21 protein-coding genes are annotated in these 23124 nt (G+C 67.4%); 20 read left to right on the forward strand and 1 reads right to left on the reverse strand.

The window, feature by feature from the left end:
* Positions 1 to 2: 2 nt before the first annotated feature.
* From AB4112_RS14325 to AB4112_RS14360, 8 genes are all read left to right on the forward strand, one after another.
* Positions 3 to 1604: an ABC transporter substrate-binding protein gene (locus tag AB4112_RS14325; RefSeq protein ID WP_441720540.1), complete on the forward strand. Its 1602-nt coding sequence runs from the start codon at positions 3 to 5 to the stop codon at positions 1602 to 1604.
* A gap of 21 nt (positions 1605 to 1625) precedes the next feature.
* On the forward strand, positions 1626 to 2561 hold the full coding sequence (locus AB4112_RS14330) for an ABC transporter permease (protein WP_441720542.1): 936 nt from the start codon (positions 1626 to 1628) through the stop codon (positions 2559 to 2561).
* Positions 2561 to 3442: an ABC transporter permease gene (locus AB4112_RS14335; RefSeq protein WP_441720544.1), complete on the forward strand. Its 882-nt coding sequence runs from the start codon at positions 2561 to 2563 to the stop codon at positions 3440 to 3442. Before AB4112_RS14330 ends, AB4112_RS14335 begins: the two co-directional genes overlap by 1 nt.
* On the forward strand, positions 3439 to 4452 hold the full coding sequence (locus AB4112_RS14340) for an ABC transporter ATP-binding protein (RefSeq protein WP_441720546.1): 1014 nt from the start codon (positions 3439 to 3441) through the stop codon (positions 4450 to 4452). The genes AB4112_RS14335 and AB4112_RS14340 overlap by 4 nt, the downstream gene beginning before the upstream one ends.
* Positions 4449 to 5447, forward strand: a complete 999-nt coding sequence (locus AB4112_RS14345) for an ABC transporter ATP-binding protein (RefSeq protein WP_441720548.1) — start codon at positions 4449 to 4451, stop codon at positions 5445 to 5447. Before AB4112_RS14340 ends, AB4112_RS14345 begins: the two co-directional genes overlap by 4 nt.
* A 20-nt stretch (positions 5448 to 5467) precedes the next feature.
* Entirely contained in the window at positions 5468 to 5668 is a 201-nt protein-coding gene (locus AB4112_RS14350; RefSeq protein ID WP_441720549.1) for a hypothetical protein, read from the forward strand.
* A gap of 20 nt (positions 5669 to 5688) precedes the next feature.
* Positions 5689 to 6525 carry a sugar phosphate isomerase/epimerase family protein gene (locus AB4112_RS14355; RefSeq protein ID WP_441720551.1) on the forward strand — a complete coding sequence of 279 codons (837 nt, stop codon included), beginning with the start codon at positions 5689 to 5691 and terminating at the stop codon, positions 6523 to 6525.
* A gap of 145 nt (positions 6526 to 6670) precedes the next feature.
* Positions 6671 to 7447 (forward strand): class I SAM-dependent methyltransferase, encoded by a 777-nt coding sequence (locus AB4112_RS14360; RefSeq protein ID WP_441720553.1) that lies wholly within the window; start codon positions 6671 to 6673, stop codon positions 7445 to 7447.
* Positions 7448 to 7574: 127 nt separating this feature from the next.
* On the opposite strand, the gene AB4112_RS14365 is transcribed toward AB4112_RS14360, so the two are convergent.
* Positions 7575 to 9365, reverse strand: coding sequence for an APC family permease (locus tag AB4112_RS14365; protein ID WP_441720555.1), 1791 nt, complete (start codon positions 9363 to 9365; stop codon positions 7575 to 7577).
* A 240-nt stretch (positions 9366 to 9605) separates the two neighbouring features.
* Between AB4112_RS14365 and AB4112_RS14370 the strand changes: the two genes are divergently transcribed.
* The 12 genes from AB4112_RS14370 (at position 9606) to AB4112_RS14425 (ending at position 23091) form a co-directional block, all read left to right on the forward strand.
* Positions 9606 to 11975, forward strand: coding sequence for a DUF1989 domain-containing protein (locus AB4112_RS14370; RefSeq protein WP_441720557.1), 2370 nt, complete (start codon positions 9606 to 9608; stop codon positions 11973 to 11975).
* Between the two features lie 119 nt (positions 11976 to 12094).
* Positions 12095 to 12778, forward strand: coding sequence for a helix-turn-helix domain-containing protein (locus AB4112_RS14375; protein WP_441720559.1), 684 nt, complete (start codon positions 12095 to 12097; stop codon positions 12776 to 12778).
* Positions 12779 to 12869: 91 nt separating this feature from the next.
* The gene (locus tag AB4112_RS14380) at positions 12870 to 13766 is read left to right on the forward strand and encodes a class II glutamine amidotransferase (RefSeq protein ID WP_441720561.1); all 897 of its coding nucleotides are present in this window, start codon (positions 12870 to 12872) and stop codon (positions 13764 to 13766) included.
* A 75-nt stretch (positions 13767 to 13841) separates the two neighbouring features.
* Positions 13842 to 14507, forward strand: a complete 666-nt coding sequence (locus AB4112_RS14385; RefSeq protein WP_441720563.1) for a protein GlxC — start codon at positions 13842 to 13844, stop codon at positions 14505 to 14507.
* A gap of 12 nt (positions 14508 to 14519) precedes the next feature.
* A complete protein-coding gene (locus AB4112_RS14390) occupies positions 14520 to 15848 on the forward strand; it encodes an FMN-binding glutamate synthase family protein (protein ID WP_441720564.1) in 1329 nt (442 codons plus the stop codon).
* Between the two features lie 79 nt (positions 15849 to 15927).
* Complete coding sequence (gene glnT, locus AB4112_RS14395) at positions 15928 to 17235, forward strand: type III glutamate--ammonia ligase (RefSeq protein WP_309794488.1); 1308 nt, start codon at positions 15928 to 15930, stop codon at positions 17233 to 17235.
* Between the two features lie 176 nt (positions 17236 to 17411).
* Positions 17412 to 18296 carry a formyltetrahydrofolate deformylase gene (purU, locus tag AB4112_RS14400; protein WP_309794486.1) on the forward strand — a complete coding sequence of 295 codons (885 nt, stop codon included), beginning with the start codon at positions 17412 to 17414 and terminating at the stop codon, positions 18294 to 18296.
* A 3-nt stretch (positions 18297 to 18299) separates the two neighbouring features.
* Complete coding sequence (folD, locus tag AB4112_RS14405) at positions 18300 to 19199, forward strand: bifunctional methylenetetrahydrofolate dehydrogenase/methenyltetrahydrofolate cyclohydrolase FolD (RefSeq protein ID WP_309794484.1); 900 nt, start codon at positions 18300 to 18302, stop codon at positions 19197 to 19199.
* Positions 19200 to 19306: 107 nt separating this feature from the next.
* Positions 19307 to 20440: an aminomethyltransferase family protein gene (locus tag AB4112_RS14410; RefSeq protein ID WP_441720567.1), complete on the forward strand. Its 1134-nt coding sequence runs from the start codon at positions 19307 to 19309 to the stop codon at positions 20438 to 20440.
* A gap of 9 nt (positions 20441 to 20449) precedes the next feature.
* Positions 20450 to 21055: a dimethylamine monooxygenase subunit DmmA family protein gene (locus tag AB4112_RS14415; RefSeq protein WP_441720569.1), complete on the forward strand. Its 606-nt coding sequence runs from the start codon at positions 20450 to 20452 to the stop codon at positions 21053 to 21055.
* A complete protein-coding gene (locus AB4112_RS14420) occupies positions 21052 to 22014 on the forward strand; it encodes a PDR/VanB family oxidoreductase (protein WP_441720571.1) in 963 nt (320 codons plus the stop codon). Before AB4112_RS14415 ends, AB4112_RS14420 begins: the two co-directional genes overlap by 4 nt.
* A gap of 36 nt (positions 22015 to 22050) precedes the next feature.
* On the forward strand, positions 22051 to 23091 hold the full coding sequence (locus AB4112_RS14425; protein ID WP_441720573.1) for a heme-dependent oxidative N-demethylase family protein: 1041 nt from the start codon (positions 22051 to 22053) through the stop codon (positions 23089 to 23091).
* Positions 23092 to 23124: the final 33 nt, after the last annotated feature.

A 23124-nucleotide genomic window follows, 5' to 3' on the forward strand; every position in this document is an offset into this window, starting at 1 on the left:
CCATGGGATTCAGCAGGCGAAACGTGCTTCAGCTCGGCGTCGCGACCGCGGCGCTGGCAACCTTCGGCGGCGCCCGGGCACAAGACGCATCTCAGAATGCGGATGTGATCCGCATGGGCATCGCCGCGAAGGGGCCGCGCTACAGCGACCCGAACCTGACGACCCAGGGTTCGGACAACTGGGCGACCGAGCAGATCTACGAACAGCTGGTCCGCCCCGAGGACGGCACCTTCGCGATCAAGCCGGAGGAGTACCTGCCGACGCTCGCGACCAGCTGGACGTCATCGCCGGACACCAGAACCTGGACCTTCCAGCTGCGCCAGGGCGTGCAGTTCCACAAGGGCTTCGGCGAGATGACCTCGGAGGACGTGGTCTACTCGTTCAAGCGGGCGATGACCTCGGGCACCAACACGACGGTGCTGGGCAACATCGCCGACGTCGTCGCCAACGGGCCCAACCAGGTGACCATCACCCTGAAGAGCCCGGACGCGCTGTTCCTCGGCACCTCGGTGTTCAACAACAATACCTCGATCGTCAGCAAAAAGGCGGCCGAGCAGATGGGCGAGGCCTTCGGCACCGACGCGGTCGGCACCGGCCCCTACGAGCTGACCAAGTTCGACAGCCAGGTCGGCACGGTGATGAAGCGCCATGACGGCTACTGGGGGCCGAAGGCCAAGATCAGCACCGTCGAATGCGTCTACATCGCCGACACCTCGGCGCGGACGCTGGCCCTGCTGTCCGGCAACATCGACATCATGGAGGCGGTGCGCGCCCCCGGCTGGGTCGCGTCGATGCAGCAGCGCGACCCGTCGCTGAAGATCGACATGACGGTGCCGGGGTCGTTCAACACCCTGCACATCAACCTGACCCGCAAGCCCTTCGACGACCTGAAGGTGCGGCAGGCGCTGATGCACGCGATCGACCGTCCGGCGGTGGCCCAGGCGCTGGCGCCGATGGGCGGCACCATGGCCGGGCTGCAGCCCGACTTCTTCCCGGCCGGCTTCAAGACCGAGGACCTGCCGGAGGAGCTGCGCTACCCCTACGACCCGGACAAGGCGAAGGCGCTGCTGGCTGAGGCCGGACATCCCGACGGGATCAGCTTCCCGTCCCTGTGCAGCCAGCGCGAGGACTATTCCTCGACCATGCTGATCGTGCAGGAGCAGATCCGCCTGGCCGGCTTCAACATGGACCTGCGGATCGGGGACCACACCGCCTATCACGCCGACAACCGCTCGGACAAGAACACCCTGGCGATGCACTCGGCGAGCTATCCGCCGATCCCGACGCAGCTGTATTTCCAGCAGCTGTCGGCGCAATCCGAGGTCAAGTCGGACGGAAAGGGCGGCGGCAACTACAGCCATTACGGCGTGGTGATGCCGGGCATCGACGACCTGCTGGCCCAGGCCCTGCAGGCGACCGATTTCGCGACCTATGACGGCCTCTGCCGCAAGATCGAGCTGCAGGTGCTGCGCGACCTGCCGCTGATCGGCCTGTCCACCCTGTCCTTCACCACCGCGCGGCGCGGCAATGTCGATCTCGGCTACCCGGTGAAGAGCGGCTATGCGCGCTGGCGCTTCCACCGGGCGACCAAGACCGTCGTCTGACCCCGCAGGGGAGGGCCCGCCATGGTGCGGTATCTGATGTGGCGATTGCTGGATGCGGTTCCGACCATCCTGCTGGTGCTGACGCTGGTGTTCGTCTGCATGCGCATCCTGCCCGGCGACCCGGCGCTGGCCGCGCTAGGGGACAACGCACTGCCGGACCAGCTCGCCGCCTTTCGCGAGAAAATGGGGCTGAACGTCCCGCTCTGGCAGCAATACCTGAACTTCCTCGGCGGCGTCCTGACCCTGGATTTCGGGCGGTCGCTGATGAACAACACCTCGGTCCTGCAGCTGCTGGCCTACAACCTGCCCTACACGATCGAGCTGACGGTCGCCGCGATGGTGATGGGCGTCGTCGCCGGCATCCCGCTGGGCGTGCTGGCGGCGACCCACCGCAATCGCCCGGCAGATGCCGGGGTCCGGGTGTTCTCGCTGATCGGCTACGCCATCCCGGACTTCTATCTCGGCGCACTGCTGCTGATCGCCTTCTCGCTCAATCTCGGCTGGTTCCCGATCAACGGCGGCGGCGACGGCTTCGTCGACCGCCTGCACCACATCGTGCTGCCGGCGCTGACCCTGGCCTTCGTCAAGGCCGCCTTCCTCGGCCGGCTGACCCGCACCTCGCTGCTCGAGGTGTTCGGCAAGGACTATGTGCGGACGGCGCGGGCCAAGGGCGCCAGCGAGCGCCGGGTCATTTACCGGCACGGGCTGCGCAATGCGCTGCTGCCGCTCTCCACCGGCCTGGGCCTCAGCCTGCTGGCGACGCTCTCCGGCTCGGTGGCGATCGAGCTGGTGTTCAACCGCCCGGGCATCGGCAGGCTGCTGATCGGCGCGATCACCGAGCGCGACTACGCCGTCATCCAGGGCGGCGTGATCGTCTTCGCCCTGTTCGTGGTGCTGGTGAACCTGCTGATGGACTTCGTCTACATCATCGTCGATCCGCGGATCCGGGTGACCTGATGGCCGCGATCCTCGATGCAGTCGAAATCATCGCCCCGGCGCCGAACCGGTTCGCGATCCTGCTGCGCATCATGCTGGGCCGCCCGGCCACCATCTTCGCCGCCCTGACCATCGCGGTCTTCGTCGCGGTGGCCGTGCTGGCGCCCTGGATCGCACCGTACAACCCGTTGGCGCAGAGCATCCTCAAGATCAACCAGACCCCGTCCTGGGCGCATTGGCTGGGCACCGACCAGTTCGGCCGCGACGTGCTGTCCCGGATGATCTACGGCTCGCGCAACTCGCTGATCTTCGGCCTGCTTTCGCCGGCCCTGGCGGCGATGGTCGGCACCACGCTGGGGGTCGTCGCCGGCTATTTCGGCGGCGTGGTCGACCGCATCATCTCCCGTCTCGTCGACCTGCTGCTGGCGTTCCCGGAACTGCTGCTGGCGATCATCATCGCGGCGGCGCTGGGCGGCGGCTTCTGGAACGTCGTCGCCGTGCTGACGGTCGCCTTCGTGCCCGGCTTCGCCCGCGTCGCCCGGGCCCAGACCCTGTCGGTGAAGCAAGAACCCTATATCGAGGCCGCGATCGCGGTCGGGGTCAGCACGCCGGTCATCATCTTCCGCCACATCGTGCCGAACATCTCCGCGCCGATCGTCGTGCTGGTGACGCTGTGGGTCGCCTCGGCCATCCGGCTCGAAGCCTCGCTCAGCTTCCTCGGGCTCGGCACCCAGCCGCCGAACCCGAGCTGGGGCAACATCATCCGCGACGGGCTCAACAACCTGTTCGGGTCGCCCTGGCCGATCATCGGAGCCGGCTTCGCCATCACCTGCGTCGTCCTCGCCTTCAACCTGTTCGGTGACGCGGTGCGCGACGCCCTGGACCCGGAGACCGCCTCGTGACCGCGCCCCTGCTGAAGGTCGAGGATCTGGTCGTCGAATTCGGTCCGAAGGCGGCGCCCTTGAGGGTGGTCGACGGCGTCGGCTTCGAGATCCAGGCCGGCGGGTCGCTCGGCATCGTCGGCGAATCCGGCTCCGGCAAGTCGATGACCTCGCTGTCGATCCTGCGGCTGATTCCGGAGCCGCCGGGCCGGATCGCGCAGGGCCGCATCCTGTTCGAGGGCACCGACCTCCTGGCCCTGCCGCGGGCGCGGATGCCGGAGATCCGCGGCCGCGACATCGCCATGATCTTCCAGGAGCCGATGAGTTCGCTGAACCCGGTCATGACCATCGGCGACCAGATCGGCGAGGCCATCCTGCTGCATGAGCCTGTCAGCCAGGAGGAGCGCCGCCGCAAGGTTGTGGAGATGCTGCGGCTGGTCGGCATGCCCGACCCCGAGCGCCGGCTCGGCGCCTATCCGCACCAGTTCTCCGGCGGCATGCGCCAGCGGGTGATGATCGCCATGGCCATCGCCTGTCACCCGAAGCTGCTGATCGCGGATGAGCCGACCACCGCGCTTGACGTGACCATCCAGGCCCAGGTGCTGGACCTGATGAAGAAGATCAGGGCGACGCTGAACACGGCGGTGCTGCTGATCTCGCACGATCTCGGCGTCATCGCCGACATCTGCGAGCGGGTGATCGTGATGTATGCCGGCCGGGTGGTGGAGGATGCCGACGTCCGGTCCATCTTCCGGCGGCCGTCGCACCCCTACACCCAGGCGTTGCTGCAGTCGATCCCGCGGCTCAACGACGACCGCCGGCGGCTGTACCAGATCGCCGGGTCGGTGCCCCAGGCCGGCGGCGTCGGCGCCGGCTGCCCGTTCCAGCCGCGCTGCCCGCTGCGGATCGACCGCTGCGCCATCGAACGGCCGCCGATGTTCGATTTCGGCCCGCAGCACCGCGCCGCCTGCTGGGTCACGGCCCAGGCGCTCCCGGCCGAGCCGGCGCCCAGCGCGAGGGCCATGCGATGAACGGCGGGGCGACCCTGGTCCGGGCCGAGGGGCTGACCAAGACCTTCCAGGACGGCGGCGGCCTGTCCTTCGGGCGGCCGCGACCGGCGGTGCGCGCGGTCGACGACGTCTCGCTGGAGATCCGCCGCGGCGAGACGCTGGCGCTGGTCGGCGAATCCGGTTGCGGCAAGTCCACGCTCGGCCGGCTGCTGCTGCGGCTGATCGAGCCCAGCGCCGGCCATGTCTTCGTCGACGGCACCGACCTGACCGGCCTGTCGCACGGGCAGATGCGGGCGATGCGCCGGCAGGTCCAGATGATCTTCCAGGACCCGTACGGTTCGCTGAGTCCGCGGCGCAGCATCGCCGAGATCATCGCCGAGCCGCTCGAGGTGTTCGGCCTGGTGAAGTCGCGACGGGAGCGGCGCGACAAGGTGGCGGACCTGCTGCGCCAGGTCGGGCTGCCGCCCTCCACCATGGACCGCTATCCGCGCCAGTTCTCCGGCGGCCAGCGCCAGCGCATCGGCATCGCCCGGGCGATCTCGCTCGACCCCGCCTTCATCGTGGCGGACGAGCCGGTCTCGGCCCTCGACGTCTCGATCCAGGCCCAGATCGTCAACCTGCTGCAGGATCTGCAGGAGCAGAAGAACCTGTCCTATCTGTTCATTGCCCACGACCTGGCGGTGGTGCGCCACATCGCCGACCGGGTCGCGGTGATGTATCTCGGGCGGATCGTCGAGACCGGGCCGAAGCTGGCCGTCTACGGCGCGCCGCACCATCCCTACACCCAGGCGCTGCTGTCGGCCGCGCCGGAGCCGGATCCCGACCGGCCGCAAAAGCGCATCATCCTGCAGGGCGACGTGCCGAGCCCGTCCGCCGTCCCGTCCGGCTGCAGCTTCCGCACCCGCTGCCCGCTGGCGCAGGAGGTCTGCGCCCGCGAGCGGCCGCCGCTGGCGCCGATCGGCAACGGGCATCTCGCGGCCTGCCATTTCGCCAGGGCCAACCCGATCCCGATCTGAGGCGCCGACGGCGAGCCGCGGTGATCGGCGGCACCAGCCTGGCCGGCGGCGTCGGCCGCATCACCGGCATCGTGATCGGCACGGTGATCCTTGGGGTGATGACCAGCGGCTTCACCTTCCTCGGCATCGACGCCTACTACCAGGACATCGTGAAGGGCGGCATCATCGTCGCCGCGGTCGCTGCGGACCAGTACCGCCAGCGCCGCCGGCGGAAAGCGTGATCGATCGAGAGGGGCAGGGGATGCAGCGGCTTCTGGTGCTTCAATCGCTCTGGGCGATGGAGCGGCGCCACACCGACGGCTTCGAGCGCACGCTCGAAACCAATGTCGAGATGATCGCGGGGGCCGGTTTCGACGGCATCAGCGCGCCGTGGACCGACCGCGAGGCGGTCCGCCGGACGGTCGATTGCCTGCGCGGCACCGGCCTGGTCGTGGAGGGCGTGTGCTTCCCGAAGACCGTCGACGAGCTGAAGCCGGTGCTCGAGATCGCGGCGGAGTTCGGGGTTCACCACCTCAACCTGCAGCCGGACGTACGGCCGCGCCGGATCGAGGACTGCGTTCCCCTGATCGAAGGTTGGCGCCGCCTGGCCGAGCAGGTGGATTTCCCGGTCCTGATCGAGACCCACCGCGACCGGATGACGACGGACCTGTACTTCACCCTGGACCTGCTCGACCGGTTCCCGGACCTGCCGCTGCTCGCCGACCTGTCGCATTTCCTGGTGGGGCGCGAGTTCGCCTGGCCGGTGTCGGACGAAGATCACGCGCTGATCCACCGGATCCTCGATAACTCCTGGGCCTTCCACGGGCGCGTCGCCTCGCGCGAGCAGGTCCAGATCGAGATCTCGTTCCCGCATCACCGGATGTGGGTCGACCTGTTCCTCGACTGGTGGGGACACGGCTTCCGCAGCTGGCGCCGGCGTGCCGCCGCGGACGCGTCGCTGTCCTTTACCTGCGAGCTGGGCCCGAAGCCCTATGCGATCACCGGACCGGACGGCAACGACACCGCCGACCGCTGGGCCGAATCCCTGATCCTCGCGGGGTTGGTGCGTGACCTCTGGGCCGGGCCGGCCCCGGAGTAGGGGACATCCGGACGTCAAGACGCGGCCTGAACGGCGGCGGCGGCGGTCGAAGCGATCGGTGAGGGGCGTCCGGCGAAGATATGGTATCAGACGCTCCGAGCGCCGAACCCCGTGCCAATCGTTCGTTGACCCGAATAGGTGTGCGATGGTGTTGAACTGCGCCGACTTCTACGACGCTGAACTGCGGCGGCACAACGAGGTCTTCCGGGCGGCCCTCCAGGTCGGACCGCGCGATCGCGTGCTCGATATCGGATGCGGTGCGGGACTGACCGCGCGCGAGGTTGCACGCATCGCGGTGCAAGGCAGCGTGCTGGGCGTGGATGTGTCGGCGGAGATGCTCGAGGTCGCTCGCCGGCGCAGCGCGCAAGAGGGGTTGCGGAATGTCGTTTTCGAGGAGGGCGACGCACAGCTGCAGGCGTTTCCCCCCGCCAGCTTCGACCTGTGCATCAGTCGATTTGGGACGATGTTCTTTGCCGATCCGGCCGCGGCTTTCGCCAATATCGGCCGGGCGATGCGGCCGGGGGCGCGCCTGGCGTGGATGGTGTGGCAGAGCCGGGGCCGCAACGAATGGGCGACCGTGATCCGGCAGACGTTGGCCCCGGAGACTGTCGCAGCAGCGGATGCCGCCCCGGCGTTTTCGCTGGGTGACCCGGCCATCGCCACGGACCTCTTGAACGCATCCGGCTTTGTCTCGGTCGACTTTGCCGAGGTCCACGAACCGGTCTTCTATGGTCCGGACGTCGATGCGGCCTACGAGTCCGTGATCGGTCTGCAATTCGCCAGGGATGCGCTGGCCGGAACGGATGCAGAGGCCGATGCGGCGCGGCAGCGGCTGCGCGGTCTGCTCGAAACGCACCTGACCGCGGACGGTGTGCTGTTCGATTCGCGTGCGTGGATCATCACCGCACATCGGGCAAAGTAGCCGACAGGCCCTCTACGCCGCCTGCGGTCCCGTCGGCTTTGGGGGGCCTCGGGCGAGGGCTCATCTGGGCAGAGGGCGGACCGCCCCTATGCGGCGCGGCGCATAGGGGCTTGGTCCTTTCGGGTCGTCACGCCGGCAGCTGGAACGCCCAGTTGGCGATCAGCACGATCGCCAGCCCGCCGGCAAGGGCCAGGTAGGGCAGCATGCCGGCCTTCCTGACCCCGAGGTCCTGGCCGACCAGGCCGAGATCGTCCATTGCGCCGGCGGGGAATTTGCCGCCATCGCGCACATAGTGGCGATAGGCGAACACCGGCAGGATCAGGGCGGCGAAGGCGAAGCCGATCCACAGCGCGTTCTCATAGCCCCAGACCTTCGCGCCGGCGCCGAGGAACAGCGCGTTGACGAAGGCCAGAACCGTGTTCAGCCCGATCAGCCAGGTCGGGGCCTTCCAGGGCCGCGCGATGTGTCCGGAATCGATCCGGTGGATCCAGCCGGAGTTGAGGTTGAGGAAGTTGAAGATGATGTAGCCGACGTTGGACACGGCCAGGACGAAGAAATAGCCGCCGGTGTCGGACGCGATCGCCAGCAGGACAAGGTTGAAGGTGAAGTCCGTCCACATCGCGCGGGTCGGGGCACCCTTCTCGTTCACATGCTCGAGATACTTCGGCAGCCAGCCGTCCTTGGACCCCTGGTACAGCGTGCGCGACGACCCGGCCATGGCGGTCATGATCGCCAGGAACAGGGCCAGGATCATCAGCGCGACCAGAATCTGCGTGATGACGGGGCCGGCGCTGATCAGCCCGCCCAGGACCTCGGCGACGCCGGTGCCGTCGACCACCCCGGTCGCCAGCATGCCTTCATGGCCGAGCACGCCCTGGAAGGTGAAGGGGATCAGGAAGAAGAACAGGCAGCAGGCCAGGCCGGAGTAGAAGATCGCCTTGAAGGTGTCCGTCTTCGGGTTGCGGAGCTCACGGGTGTAGCAGACCGCCGTCTCGAAGCCGTAGGTCGACCACGCGGCGATGTAGAGGCCGCCGAGGAACAGCGTCCAGCCGCCATTGCTCCAGCTGCCCTCCACGGCGGAATAGGCCGCGCTCGGCGGCACCAGCCCGGTCACGTTCGCCCACTGGATCTGGCCGCTGAAGATCGGGTACAGGCCGATCAGCAGCAGCGGCACCAGCACGATGATCGCCAGCCATTTCTGCACGCTGGCGGTCTGGGCGATGCCGCGATGCTGGATCGCGAAGATGACCAGCATCAGGATCGCGCCGATGAAGAAGGTGGCGTTGATGTTGGCGGTGGCGAGGAACGGGATGCCGAAGCTGGTCAGCGACCAGGTGCGGATCGCGGGCGTCAGGGCCGCGACGCCGTCGGCGCTGAGCAGGGCCGAGATCGCATCGCTGGGCGTCGAGCCGGCATGCGCCGCCAGCCACTCCGCCACGCGCGGGCTGTCCGCGGTGATCGAGCCGGCATGGGCGGCGATCCAGGCCACCACCTGCTGCGCGTCGGCCGCCGGGATCGGGAAGAAGGCGTTGAGGATGTAGCCGGCGGCGATGGCGCAGCCCAGCGACAGCACCGGCGACCAGGCGAACCAGTTGCACCACACCGACAGCGGCGCGATGAACTTGGAATAGCGCAGCCAGGCGGTCGCGCCATAGACCGAGGCGCCGCCGGACTTGTTGCCGAACATGCCGGCGATTTCCGCATAGGTGAAGGACTGCAGGAAGCCCATCACCATCGAGATGATCCACACCACGAAGGCCAGCTTGCCTGTCGTGCCGGCGATGCCGCCGATGGAGAAGAGCACGAGCGGCGGCACGCCCGCGGCCACCCAGAATGCGCCTTTCCAGTCGAGGGCGCGGATCAGCCTGCCTTCGCCGCCGGCCGGGACCGCACCGTCCACATTCACCACGTCTGCCATTGGTGATGCTCCCCTGTCGTTGTTCAGGACGTTTCTTTTCACGCCTTGCTGAACGTGCCTCCCCCCGGCGCGTCCCACCGCGCCGCCGTCTCGGCGATCCGCATTCCCCCGCAGATCCGCCCCATTCGAAGCCTTTATACATAGTGAAGATATTTTCCCCTTGGTCAATATGGCTTTACTTTCGGACCGCATTTTGTAACCTGCGCTGCGTGCTCGACTGCGCCATTCCCGTGAGGGTCCATGCGAGATCTCCATCCGCTGACGGCCGGCGTGCGCCCTGCCTCCCCCAGTCTGATCCGCACTCCCGGCATCCCGGTGCTGCCGCCGGGGACCGAGCGGTATCGTGTGCGCGGCGGCGGCTCGCTGGTCATCCGGGTCGAGGCCGGCGACCAGGTGATGGTGACCGATCTGGAGGGCGGCCAGGCCTGCGAGCTGTCGTTCCTCGATGAGACCGGGCGGTTCCTCGCCGCCGGCCTCGGCCTGCCCTTCACCACCGCGGCCGACGGGCTGAAGGCCTGCCTCGCAGGCAACGATGACGGCGCCCGGCGCACCCGTGCCGCCCTGGCGCGGCGCGGTGTCGACCTGGCCTCCGCCGGCGCCGCCCGCCTGTTCGGCGAGGGCTCCCGGCCGGGCGAGCGGGCGGAATTCACCATCCAGGGCCAGGGGCTGCTGATCGCCGTGGCGCCCGGGGCGGTGATGCTGCCGGACGCCCAGGACACGGCGACGCCGATCGAGCTGCGGGTCCGGCGCAGCCGGCTGGTCCGCGACTACGCCGCGGCCCTGCCCGAACCGCTGGCCGACCCGATCGAGGACATCCGCATCCGTGCCGCCACGGCCTCGGCCTATGTCGTCCGGGCCGGCGAGTTCATCCAGGTGATCGACGTCTACGGCCGGCAATGCACCGACTTCCAGGCCTTCTCGGCCCGCAAGGTCGACAAGGGCCTGGACCTGGCGCTGGATTCAACCGTGACCCGCACGCTGCTCGGCCGCAGCTATCCGGTGCCGGGCCTGCCCTCCAAGGCCTTCGACCGGGATTTCGAGCCGCTGGTCGAGATCGTGCAGGATACGGTCGGCCGTCACGACGCCTTCGCGACCGCCTGCAATTCCCGCTACTACGACGACATGGGCTATCCCGGGCATGTCAACTGCACCGAGAACTTCAACGCCGCCCTGGCGCCCTATGGCATCGCCGCCCGCAAGGGCTGGGAAGCATTGAACTATTTCTACAACACCAATATCGACCACACCAACCAGCTGTATCTCGACGAACCCTGGTCGCGCCCCGGCGACTATGTGCTGATGCGGGCGCTGACGGACCTGGTCTGCGTCTCGTCCTCCTGCCCCGACGACATCGACGCGGCGAATGGCTGGGACCCGACCGACATCCACATCCGGACGTTTTCCGGCAAAGAGACCTTCTCACGAGCGGTGGCCATTCGCATGACGCCCGATGCCGACCCCGAACTGACCCGCGAAACCGCCTTCCATCCCCGCCTGTCCGCGCTGACGCGGGACTATGCGGAATACCGCGGCTGTTGGCTGCCCAACCGCTTCTCTTCCGCCGGGCCAGTCGAGGAATACTGGGCCTGCCGCGAGAAGGCCGTGGTGATCGACCTGTCGCCGCTGCGCAAGTTCGAGGTCACCGGCCCCGACGCCGAGGCCCTGCTGCAATATTGCCTGACCCGCGACGTCCGCAAGCTGTCGACCGGCCAGGTCGTCTATTCCGCCATGTGCTACGACCATGGCGGCATGATCGACGACGGCACGCTGTTCCGGCTCGGCGACCGCAACTTCCGCTGGATCGGCGGCGACGATGCCAGCGGCCTGTGGCTGCGCGAGCAGGCGGAGAAGATGGGCTTCAAGGCCTGGGTCCGGTCCTCGACCGACCAGATGCACAACATCGCGGTGCAGGGCCCGGCCAGCCGGGACATCCTCAAGGACATCATCTGGACCGCGCCGCGCCAGCCGACGATCGGCGAACTGGAGTGGTTCCGCTTTACCGTCGGCCGCATCGGCGGCTTCGAAGGCGCACCCGTCGTGGTGTCGCGCACCGGCTACACCGGCGAGCTGGGCTACGAAATCTTCTGCCATCCCAAGGACGCCTTGGCCGTGTTCGACGCCGTGTGGCAGGCCGGGCAGCCGCACGGCCTGAAGCCGATGGGGCTGGAGGCGCTGGACATGGTGCGGATCGAGGCCGGGCTGGTCTTCGCCAACCATGAATTCACCGACCAGACCGACCCGTTCGAGGCCGGCATCGGCTTCACCGTGCCGCTGAAGTCGAAGACCGACGATTTCATCGGCCGTACCGCGCTGATCGAGCGCAAGGAGCATCCGCGCCACCGCCTGGTCGGGCTGGACGTGCAGTCCAACGACGCGGTCGGCCATGGCGACTGCATCCATATCGGCCGGGCCCAGATCGGCGTGGTGACCAGCGCCACCCGCTCGCCGATCCTCGGCAAGACCATTGCCCTGGCGCGGATCGACGTGACCCATGCCGCCGTCGGCACCGCGGTCGAGATCGGCAAGCTGGACGGCCACCAGAAGCGGCTGCCCGCCGTCATCGTGCCGCTGTCGCATTACGACCCGCAGAAGACCCGGCCGCGGGCCTGAACGCGGCTGTCTCCCATGGCTCACGAGGATCGCCGCGGCGCCCGAAGTTTTCTCCAGAGTTGAGGAAATTTCACTATGGCGATAGCCTGGGCCCGGGCATCATTCGCCAGGATTCATCGATGACATCCAAGACCAAAGACCCGGCGCAACAGAAGCCGCCGCGTGGCCGGGCCGTCGCCTTTTCCCAGGATCCGCACGCGGTGCGCGAACCGAAGGACAACAACCTCGAGATGGCGATCGGCCACGAGGTGCGGGCCTATCGCAAGAAGCTTGGCATCACGGTGACGGACCTGGCCGCCGCCACCGGCATCTCGCTCGGCATGCTGTCGAAGATCGAGAACGGCAACATCTCGCCGTCGCTGACCACCCTGCAGTCGCTGTCGCGGGCGCTGGGCGTGCCGCTGACCGCGTTCTTCCGCGGCTATGAGGAGCCGCACAACGCGGTGTTCGTCAAATCGGGGCAGGGGGTCGAGCTCGAACGCCGCGGCACGCGCGCCGGCCACCAGTACAACCTGCTCGGCTATATCGGCGGCGGCACCACCGGCGTCGTGGTCGAGCCGTACCTGATCACGCTGACCGCGGATTCGGACGTGTTCCCAACCTTCCAGCACGAGGGGATGGAGTTCCTCTACATGCTGGAAGGCGAGGTGGTCTACCGCCACGGCGACCAGCTGTTTCCGATGCAGCCGGGCGACAGCCTGTTCTTCGACGCCGATGCGCCGCACGGGCCGGAAGTGCTGGTGAAGCTGCCCAGCCGGTACCTGTCGATCATCAGCTACCCCCAGCGCTCGGCCAAGGGTTGACTTGCCTTGAAGGAAAAAATTATTCTTCGTAATTGAGGGAAGCGAAACGGCCTGCTATCCCTCTTCCGAAGGCAAGCGGAGGGTTGCGGTCATGTGCGGGATTGTGGGTCTCTTCCTCAAGGACAGGAGCCTCGAGCCGCAGCTCGGCAGCCTGCTCTCGTCCATGCTGGTGACGATGACGGATCGCGGGCCGGACAGCGCCGGCATCGCGATCTATGGCGACACCGACCATCGCCACGCCAAGCTGACCATCCAGTCCGCCTATCCGAAAGCCGACTTCGCCGGCCTGGCGGGCGAGCTGCAAGGCGCGCTCGACGCGCCCGTGTCGATCGAGGTCAAGAGCACCCACGCCGTCCTCCTGCTGCCGAGGGACAAGCTGGACGAAGGCCGGGCGGCCATCACGCGGCTGCGGCCGGATGTCCGGGTGATGAGCAGCGGCGACGCGATCGAGATCTACAAGGAGGTCGGCTTGCCCAAGGACGTCCTGTCCCGCTTCGCCGTCGCCGGGATGTCCGGCACCCACGGCATCGGCCACACCCGGATGGCCACGGAATCCGCGGTCACCACGCTGGGCGCCCATCCGTTCTCGACCGGGTCCGACCAGTGCCTGGTGCACAACGGCTCGCTGTCGAACCACAACAATTTGCGCCGCGAGCTACGGCACCAGGGCATGTCGTTCGAGACAGAGAACGACACCGAGGTCGCCGCCGCCTACCTGACCGCGGAGATGGCGAAGGGCAAGAATCTCGGCCAGGCGCTGGAAGGCGCGGTCGACGACCTCGACGGCTTCTTCACCTTCGTCGTCGGCACCAAATCCGGCTTCGGCGTCGTCCGCGATGCCATCGCCTGCAAGCCCGCGATCCTGGCCGAGACCGACCGCTACGTCGCCTTCGGGTCCGAATACCGCGCGCTGGTCAGCCTGCCCGGCATCGACACCGCCCGGATCTGGGAGCCGGAGCCGGCGACCGTCTATTTCTGGGAACGCTGAACGCCCCTCGCACGGCTTCCTCCCCTCGGCTCGATCTCATCTCAGGGCGACACGATGCCAACATTCGACCTTGCCGTGACCTCCCTTCGCGACCTCAACCAGGCGCTGCACGACATCGCCCCGGGTGACAACGACCGGCAGTTCGAGGTCGTCAATCCGCGTGGCCACCATGCCGTCGCGGTCGGCGTCAGCGCGCCAGTGACGATCGATGTCAGGGGCAGCGTCGGCTACTACTGCGCCAGCATGAATGACGAGGCGACGATCACCATTCACGGCTCGGCCGGGCCGGGCGTCGCCGAGAACATGATGTCCGGCACCGTCGTGGTCAAAGGCGACGCCAGCCAGTATGCCGGGGCGACCGGCTGCGGCGGCCTGCTGGTGATCGAAGGCAACGCCTCCTCGCGCTGCGGCATCTCGATGAAGGGCATCGACATCGTGGTGCATGGCAGCATCGGCCACATGTCCGCCTTCATGGGCCAGGCCGGCAACCTGGTCGTGCTGGGCGATGCGGGCGAAGCCCTGGGCGATTCCCTGTACGAGGCCCGGATCTTCGTGCGCGGCAAGGTCAAGAGCCTCGGCGCCGATTGCGTGGAGAAGGAGATGCGGCCGGAGCACATCGCCGTCCTGGCCGAACTGCTCGACAAGGCCGGCGTTACCAACGCCAGGCCGGAGGAGTTCAGCCGCTACGGCTCATCGCGCAAGCTCTACAACTTCCACGTCGACAATGCCGACGCCTATTGATCGAGGTTTGTCATGAGCTATCACAACCCGCCCACCAAGCCTCGGGTCTCGGCGACCTTCGACGAATACACCATCTCGGAAATCCGGCGGGCCGCAGCCACCGGCATCTATGACATCCGCGGCGCCGGCGCCAAGCGCCAGCTGCCGCATTTCGACGACCTGCTGTTCCTCGGCGCCTCGATCTCGCGCTATCCGCTCGAAGGCTATCGCGAGAAGTGCGGCACCAATGTCGTGCTCGGGGCGCGTCATGCCAAGAAGCCGATCGAGCTCAAGATCCCGATCACCATCGCCGGCATGAGCTTCGGGTCGCTGTCCGGCCCGGCGAAGGAAGCGCTCGGCCGCGGCGCCACGCTGGCCGGCACCTCGACCACCACCGGCGACGGCGGCATGACGGAGGAGGAGCGGGGCCATTCCGAATGCCTCGTCTACCAGTACCTGCCGTCGCGCTATGGCATGAACCCGCGCGACCTGCGCCGCGCCGACGCGATCGAGATCGTCATCGGCCAGGGGGCCAAGCCCGGCGGCGGCGGCATGCTGCTGGGCCAGAAGATCTCCGACCGGGTGGCCGAGATGCGCACCCTGCCGAAGGGCATCGACCAGCGCTCGGCCAGCCGCCATCCCGACTGGACCGGGCCGGACGATCTCGAGATCAAGATCCTCGAGCTGCGCGAGCTCACCAACTGGGAAAAACCGATCTATGTGAAGGTCGGTGGCGCCCGGCCCTATTACGACACCGCCCTGGCGGTGAAGGCCGGCGCCGACGTCATCGTGGTCGACGGCATGCAGGGCGGCACCGCGGCGACGCAGGAGGTCTTCATCGAGAATGTCGGCATGCCGACCCTGGCCTGCATCCGCCCGGCGGTGCAGGCGCTGCAGGATCTCGGCATGCACCGGCAGGTCCAGCTCATCATCTCGGGCGGCATCCGCAACGGCGCCGATGTCGCCAAGGCCCTGGCGCTGGGCGCCGATGCCGTGTCGATCGGCACCGCGGCGCTGATCGCGATCGGCGAGAACGACCCGCGCTGGGCTGCGGAATACGAGGCGCTGGGCACCACCGCGGCCGCCTATGACGACTGGCACGAAGGCCGCGACCCGGCCGGCATCACCACCCAGGATCCGGAGCTGATGAAGCGGGTGGACCCGGTCGCGGCCGGGCGCCGACTGGCGAATTATCTCAAGGTTATGGCGCTGGAAGCACAGACCATCGCCCGCGCCTGCGGCAAGAATCACGTGCACAACCTGGAACCCGAAGACCTCTGTGCCCTCACGGTCCCGGCCGCCGCCATGGCGCGGGTGCCGCTGGCGGGCACGGACTGGATCCCGGGCCAGGGACGCGACTGACGGCAGGCGGCTGGGGCGGAACCGCCCCGGTCGCCTGATAACGACCAAAACGTCGACGGGAAGCCACAGGGGGCTGAGAATGACGCTGGACCTTGCTGCCTTTGCGAAAGACAGGGGCATCAAATATTTCATGATCAGCTACACCGACCTGTTCTCGGGTCAGCGCGCCAAGCTCGTCCCGGCCCAGGCGATCGCCGCGATGCAGGAGGACGGCGCGGGCTTCGCCGGCTTCGCCACCTGGCTCGACATGTCGCCGGCCCATGCCGACCTGTTTGCCGTGCCCGACCCGTCCTCCGTCATCCAGCTGCCGTGGAAGAAGGATGTCGCCTGGGTCGCCAGCGACTGTAGGCTGGATGGGGAACTGCTCGCCCAGTCTCCGCGCAACGTGCTGAAGCGCCTGGTCAAGGAAGCCGCGGCCGAAGACAAGCGGGTGAAGACGGGGGTCGAGGCCGAGTTCTTCCTGGTCACCCCCGACGGCAACCGGATCTCGGACGAACTCGATACGGCGGGCAAGCCCTGCTACGACCAGCAGGCGCTGATGCGCCGCTACGACATCATCGCCGAGATCTGCGATTACATGCTGGAGCTCGGCTGGGGCGCCTACCAGAACGACCATGAGGACGCCAACGGCCAGTTCGAGATGAACTGGGAGTTCGACGATGCGCTGCAGACCGCCGACAAGCATTCCTTCTTCAAGTTCATGGTCAAGTCGATCGCCGAGAAGCACGGGCTGCGCGCGACCTTCATGCCCAAGCCGTTCAAGGGGCTGACCGGCAATGGCTGCCATTGCCACATCTCGGTGTGGGACAACAGCGGCCGGACCAACGTCTTCGCCGACCGGGAGGCCGAATTCGGGCTGTCGGCCGAGGGCCGCGAGTTCCTCGGCGGCATCATGAAGCACGCCTCAGCGCTGGCGGCGATCACCAACCCGACGGTCAATTCCTACAAGCGGATCAACGCGCCGCGCACGATTTCGGGCGCCACCTGGTCGCCGAACTCGGTGACCTGGACCGGCAACAACCGCACCCATATGGTGCGGGTGCCCGGCCCCGGCCGGTTCGAGCTGCGGCTGCCGGACGGCGCGGTCAACCCGTACCTGCTGCAGGCCGTGATCATCGCCGCCGGGCTGGACGGCGTGCGCACCCATGCCGATCCGGGGCCGCATCACGACATCGACATGTACACCGAAGGCCATCTCGTGAAGAACGCGCCGCGCCTGCCGCTCAACCTGCTCGACGCGCTGCGCGCCTATGATGAGGATGAGGGCCTCAAGCAGGCGATCGGCGCGGACTTCTCTGCCGCCTATCTCAAGCTCAAGCACCAGGAGTGGAACGCCTACGCGTCCCACTTCACCCAATGGGAACAGGACACCACGCTCGATATCTGATATCGGCGGTTGATCTGTCGAACCGTGATGGCGCGGCGCGGCGATCCAGGTCTTCCGGCTGCCGGATCGCCGCTTTTAAGCTCAAGGGCGGCGCTTTGCGCCGTGCATGACGGTCTCGCACAGCCGATAAGTCGCATGCCTGTTTTTGCAACGACCTAGGCCTCGGGATGGACCGGATGAAGAACTTCGTGCTGACCGTATCGTGTAGGTCGACCCGCGGCATCGTCGCCGCGATCTCCACCTATCTCGCAGGGCAGGGCTGCAACATCATCGACAGCTCGCAATTCGACGATCTCGACACCGGCGAGTTTTTCATGCGGGTGAGCTTCATTTCCGAGGAAGGCCGGTCCGAGGCCGACCTGCGCGCCGGCTTCGCCGCAGTCGCGGCGCCGTTCGGCATGACCTACGAGTATTACGACAGCGAGCGTCGGCCGAAGGTGATGCTGATGGTGTCACGCTTCGGCCATTGCCTGAACGACCTGCTGTACCGCTGGAAGATCGGCGCCCTGCCGATCGACATCGTCGGCGTCGTCTCGAACCACTTCGACTACCAGAAGGTCGTGGTCAACCACGACATCCCCTTCCACCACATCAAGGTGACGAAGGAGAACAAGCCGCGGGCCGAGGCGCAGATCATGGAGCTGGTGGAGCAGACCGGCACCGAGCTGATCGTGCTGGCCCGCTACATGCAGGTGCTGTCGGACGAGATGTGCCGGACGATGTCGGGGCGCATCATCAACATCCACCATTCCTTCCTGCCCAGCTTCAAGGGCGCCAACCCCTACAAGCAGGCCTATGAGCGCGGCGTGAAGCTGATCGGGGCGACGGCGCATTACGTCACCGCGGATCTCGACGAAGGCCCGATCATCGAGCAGGATACCGCCCGCATCACCCATGCCCAGAGCGCCGAGGACTACGTCTCGATCGGCCGCGACGTGGAAAGCCAGGTGCTGGCCCGGGCCGTGCATGCCCATATCCACCACCGCACCTTCATCAACGGCAACCGCACCGTGGTCTTCCCGGCCAGCCCGGGCAGCTACGCCTCGGAACGGATGGGCTGACCGATGGCGCAGGTCATCGACGGACGGCAGGTCGCCGCCTCCATCACCGGCACGGTGAAGGCGGCGGCCGCGGCGCTGGAGGCCGAGACCGGCGTGAAGACCGGCCTGGCCGTCGTCATCGTCGGCGACGATCCGGCCAGCCACGCCTATGTCGGCGCCAAGGGCCGGATGGCGAAGGAATGCGGCTTCAATTCCGTGCAGCACACGCTGCCGGCGACGACGACGCAGGCGGATCTGGCGGCGCTGGTCGCCGCGCTGAACGCCGACCCGTCGATCCACGGCATCCTGGTCCAGCTGCCGCTGCCGAAGCCGCTGGCATCCGACCCGATCATCCAGTCGATCCTGCCGGACAAGGATGTCGACGGGCTGCATGTCGTCAATGCCGGCAAGCTGGCGACCGGCGACCTCGCCACCGGCCTCGTCTCCTGCACCCCGGCCGGCGCCATGGTCTTCGTCCGCCGCACCCATGGCGACGACCTGTCGGGCCTTAGCGCCGTGGTGATCGGCCGGTCCAACCTGTTCGGCAAGCCGATGGCGCAGCTGCTGCTCAACGCCAACGCCACGGTCACCATCGCCCATTCGCGCACCGCCGACCTGCCGGAGGTCTGCCGCCGCGCCGACATCCTGGTCGCCGCCGTCGGCCGGCCGGAAATGGTGCGGGCCGGCTGGATCAAGCCCGGCGCCACCGTGATCGATGTCGGCATCAACCGGGTCCCGGCGCCGGAAAAGGGCGAGGGCAAGACCCGGCTGGTCGGCGATGTCGCCTTCGCCGAAGCGGCCGATGTGGCCGGCGTTCTCACCCCTGTTCCGGGCGGCGTCGGGCCGATGACGATCGCCATGCTGATGGCCAACACCGTGATCGCGGCGCATCGCGCGGCCGGCCGGGTGCCGCCGGCCTTCTAGGCCGGGCCCAAGGCCGGCCAACCGCACAAGATCGGCTTGTCACGGCGCGAAACATGCCTATAGTGAGGAAATAAATATTCTGTAGAGTAAAAACAGGGGACCGGACGATGGCTCTATCGTGGCGCTTTTCAGCCCTGGCCGACCGTCATCGCGCGCTGGGGTCGAAGCTCGAGGACTGGAGCGGCATGGGCACCGCCTGGACCTACGCCAAGGACATGTCGGAAGAGCATGTGGCGGTCCGGACCAAGGCCGGCCTGATGGATGTGTCGGGGCTGAAGAAGGTCCATCTGGTCGGGCCGCACGCCATCGCCGTGCTCGAATACGTCACCACCCGCAGCATGGCCAAGATCACGCCCGGCCGGTCGGTCTATGCCTGCATGCTGAACGACCGCGGCTACTTCACCGAGGACTGCATCGTCTACCGCACCGGGCCGAATGGCTGGATGCTGGTCCACGGCTCCGGCTCCGGCCATGAGGAAATCGCCAAGCAGGCGGCGGGGCGCAACTGCGCCGTGCTGTTCGACGACGACCTGCACGACCTGTCGCTGCAGGGGCCGCTGGCGGTCGACTATCTGGCCCAGCACGTCCCCGGCATCCGCGACCTCAAATACTTCCACCACATGCAGACCACGCTGTTCGGCGTGCCGGTGATGATCTCGCGCACCGGCTACACCGGTGAGCGCGGCTACGAGATCTTCGTCCGCGGCCAGGATGCCCCCCTGGTCTGGGACACGATCGTCGAGGAGGGCAAGGGCATGGGCATCATCCCGTGCTGCTTCAGCGTCCTCGACATGCTGCGGGTCGAAAGCTACCTGCTGTTCTATCCCTACGACAATTCGCAGATGTATCCCTTCGCCGATCAGGGCCCGGGGGATTCGCTGTGGGAGCTCGGCCTCGACTTCACCGTCAGCCCGGGCAAGACCGGCTTCCGCGGGGCGGAAGAACACATCCGCCTGCAGGGCAAGGAGCGGTTCAAGATCTTCGGCCTGCTAATCGATGCCGACCGCCCGGCCGATGCCGGCGACGAGGTCTGGGCCGATGGCCGCAAGGTCGGGGTCATCACCTGTCCCTGCTATTCCTCGCTGACCCGGAAATCCATGGCGATCGCGCGCCTCGATGTCGACAAGGCCGTGCATGGCACTAAGCTCGAAGTGCGTGGCAAGGCGCTGGAGGCAGCGGCCAGCTCCCACACGCTGCCCTTCGACGACCCGGAGAAGAAGAAGCGGACCGCCGTGGGCTGAGGGCCGGCCATGCTCGTCGCAGGCATCAAGAGCCGGCCGGTCTACCGGGGACTCGACATCCAGCCCCACGCCCGGCGGCATGTCTTCGCGCTCGAAGGGGAGGGGGCGCTGGCCCTGCTCGACCGGCGGGTGGCGCTCGACAGCCCGATCCTGTCCCGCAGCGAGATCCTGTACGCGCCCTGCGGCTCGCAGGGGCGGGGGTATGACGAGGCTCTGTTGGGTCTCGGCGCCAATGCCTTCAGCACCGTGCCCAGCATCGCCACGCTGGTGTTCCGGCTGAACGACACGCTGGCGACGGCGCGGATGGGCACGCGGCTCTACATCTCCGGCACCGAAGGCTTCATCGGCCAGGCCATGGCGGTGGCGCTCGACCGCGGCATGGACCATGCCTCGGTGATCACCGAGCATCGCGGGTCGCTGGCCCGGCGGGTCCAGTGCGTCCATTGCAAGGGCATCACCGAGGACGTGACCACCAGCCCCTTCGCCTGCAGCCATTGCGGCCTGGCGCTGCTGGTGCGCGACCACTATTCGCGCCGGCTTGGCGCCTTCCAGGGCGTGAATGTCGATGCCGAGGCACCGGGCACCGCACCGGCGCCAGAGGAGCTGTTCCGGTGAGCGGCGGCACCGAACTCCCCGTCCGCGTGACCCGCATCACCCCGGTGGCCGAACGGGTCAAGCGCTTCCGCTTCGAGCGGCTGGACGGCCAGCCGATGCCGTATTTCTCCGGCGGCGCCCATGTCATCGTCTCGATGGACGATGACGGCCATATCCGCCGCAACGCCTATTCGCTGATGTCGCCGCCGCACGACTGCTCGGCCTATGAGGTCAGCGTGCTGCATGTCGAGAATTCGCGCGGCGGGTCGACCTTCCTTCACGAGCGGGTGCGGGAGGGCGACGCACTGAGGATCAGCCACCCGATCAACCTGTTCCAGCCGGATTGGCGCGGCCGCAAGCACCTGCTGGTCGCCGGCGGCATCGGCATCACGCCCTTCATCGCCATGATGGAGCAGTTCGCCCGCGAAGGGCTGAATTTCGAGCTGCACTACGCCATCCGCAGCCGCGACCGCGGCGCCTATTGGCGCGAGCTGCAGGACCGCTATCCGCATCGGGTCACGATCTACTGCGATGCGGAGGGCGATGTCCTCCCGCTCGGCCGCCTGCTCGACAGCCAGCCGCTCGGCACGCATCTCTATGTCTGCGGGCCGTCCGGCATGATCGACGGCGTCCTGAAGGCGGGGATGGAGGCCGGCTGGCCGGCCGAGAATCTGCACTTCGAGCGCTTCCTGGCGCCGTTGCCCGGCAAGCCCTTCACCATCCAACTGCTGCGGTCGGGCAAGACCGTCCATGTGGGCCACCACGAAAGCATGCTGGATGCGATCGAGGCGGCGGGCGTCGATGCGCCGTTCCTGTGCCGCGGCGGGGCCTGCGGCCAGTGCGAGGCCGCGGTCGTCGCCTGCGACGGCACGCTGCTGCATCACGATGTCTATCTGACCGACGAAGAAAAGGCGGCCGGCGGCAAGGTCATGGTCTGCGTGTCCCGCTTCGAGGGGACGACGTTGCATCTCGACCTGTAGCAGGCAGCCATAGAGCGCGGGACAAGGAGGCCGGACATGGCGATCGTCTTCAAGCAGGAGACCTTCCGCGACGATTTCAGCTACCGCAACAGCCCGGAGAATATCCGCCGGTTCCCGTTCCCGTTCCACGAAGACGCCTACATGTACTCCGTCAACATGGAGCCGCATGTCCGGGGGCAGGCGGGCACGGTCTACGAGAACCTGATCGACGTCGACGAGCACTATGTCGCCGAGATGCGGGACCGGGCGCTGGTGCTGGCCGAGGATCCGCTGCGCTACCAGGCCCTGCCGCACATGATGAGCGCGCAATGGGACACGCTGGAACTACTGATGGAGGAACAGGCAGCCGGCTACCCCGACCATTTCACCCTGATCCGCAACGGCGACCAGTGGCGCTGGATCAACCGGCCGCTCGGCATCGACGACAGCTTCACCTTTGGCAACCCGTCGACGCTGCCCTATGAGCCGTTCGAATACATCACCCGGCAGGCCCAGGGCGATTTCTGCATCGTCGACCAGCGCAACGGCAATCTGTGGATGGATGCCGGCATGGTCACGACCCAGGCCGACTGGTCGCTGGATTTCGACATCGGCATGAACTTCATGGAATGGCACGGGCCGGTGCCGCTGGCGCATCAGATCGGGGTGTTCGACCGGGCGCTGAAATTCCTGCTCAACCTGCAGCAGGGCCGGCCGACGCGCCGGTTCAACTGGACCATGACGATCAATCCGCGGCTCGACACCAGCCCGGAGAACTATCCGAAATGGGGCCCGGACCGGGCGACCGTGACGCCGGACAATGTCGGCGAGAAGGTGCATCTGCGGGTCGAGCTGCAGACGCTGTGGCGGCTGCCGCGGTCGAACGCGATCCTGTTCGTCATCCGCTGCTACCTGATGAACATGAACGAGCTGGTGACGGTGCCGAAATGGGCGCGGCGCCTGCCGCGGGTGCTGCGGACGCTGCCGCCGGAGCTGGTCGACTACAAGGGGCTGACCCGCTACCGCGAGGACACGATCGCCTGGCTGTCGGCCCATGACGACGGCGCCCCGACCAGCCCCGGCATCTGGCCGGATTGAACGACGAAGATGCGCTTTAAGAACAGCATGCCA

This window comes from Inquilinus sp. 2KB_23 (genome assembly GCF_052115705.1).
Taxonomy (GTDB): domain Bacteria; phylum Pseudomonadota; class Alphaproteobacteria; order DSM-16000; family Inquilinaceae; genus Inquilinus; species Inquilinus ginsengisoli_A.

Bases quoted from the DNA above. Each gene is read 5' to 3' on its own strand.
- AB4112_RS14325 (WP_441720540.1), top strand. From the start codon at position 3: ATGGGATTCAGCAGGCGAAACGTGCTTCAGCTCGGCGTCGCGACCGCG.
- AB4112_RS14330 (WP_441720542.1), top strand. From the start codon at position 1,626: ATGGTGCGGTATCTGATGTGGCGATTGCTGGATGCGGTTCCGACCATC.
- AB4112_RS14335 (WP_441720544.1), top strand. From the start codon at position 2,561: ATGGCCGCGATCCTCGATGCAGTCGAAATCATCGCCCCGGCGCCGAAC.
- AB4112_RS14345 (WP_441720548.1), top strand. From the start codon at position 4,449: ATGAACGGCGGGGCGACCCTGGTCCGGGCCGAGGGGCTGACCAAGACC.
- AB4112_RS14355 (WP_441720551.1), top strand. From the start codon at position 5,689: ATGCAGCGGCTTCTGGTGCTTCAATCGCTCTGGGCGATGGAGCGGCGC.
- AB4112_RS14360 (WP_441720553.1), top strand. From the start codon at position 6,671: ATGGTGTTGAACTGCGCCGACTTCTACGACGCTGAACTGCGGCGGCAC.
- AB4112_RS14365 (WP_441720555.1), bottom strand. From the start codon at position 9,365: ATGGCAGACGTGGTGAATGTGGACGGTGCGGTCCCGGCCGGCGGCGAA.
- AB4112_RS14370 (WP_441720557.1), top strand. From the start codon at position 9,606: ATGCGAGATCTCCATCCGCTGACGGCCGGCGTGCGCCCTGCCTCCCCC.
- AB4112_RS14375 (WP_441720559.1), top strand. From the start codon at position 12,095: ATGACATCCAAGACCAAAGACCCGGCGCAACAGAAGCCGCCGCGTGGC.
- AB4112_RS14380 (WP_441720561.1), top strand. From the start codon at position 12,870: ATGTGCGGGATTGTGGGTCTCTTCCTCAAGGACAGGAGCCTCGAGCCG.
- AB4112_RS14390 (WP_441720564.1), top strand. From the start codon at position 14,520: ATGAGCTATCACAACCCGCCCACCAAGCCTCGGGTCTCGGCGACCTTC.
- glnT (WP_309794488.1), top strand. From the start codon at position 15,928: ATGACGCTGGACCTTGCTGCCTTTGCGAAAGACAGGGGCATCAAATAT.
- purU (WP_309794486.1), top strand. From the start codon at position 17,412: ATGAAGAACTTCGTGCTGACCGTATCGTGTAGGTCGACCCGCGGCATC.
- folD (WP_309794484.1), top strand. From the start codon at position 18,300: ATGGCGCAGGTCATCGACGGACGGCAGGTCGCCGCCTCCATCACCGGC.
- AB4112_RS14410 (WP_441720567.1), top strand. From the start codon at position 19,307: ATGGCTCTATCGTGGCGCTTTTCAGCCCTGGCCGACCGTCATCGCGCG.
- AB4112_RS14415 (WP_441720569.1), top strand. From the start codon at position 20,450: ATGCTCGTCGCAGGCATCAAGAGCCGGCCGGTCTACCGGGGACTCGAC.
- AB4112_RS14425 (WP_441720573.1), top strand. From the start codon at position 22,051: ATGGCGATCGTCTTCAAGCAGGAGACCTTCCGCGACGATTTCAGCTAC.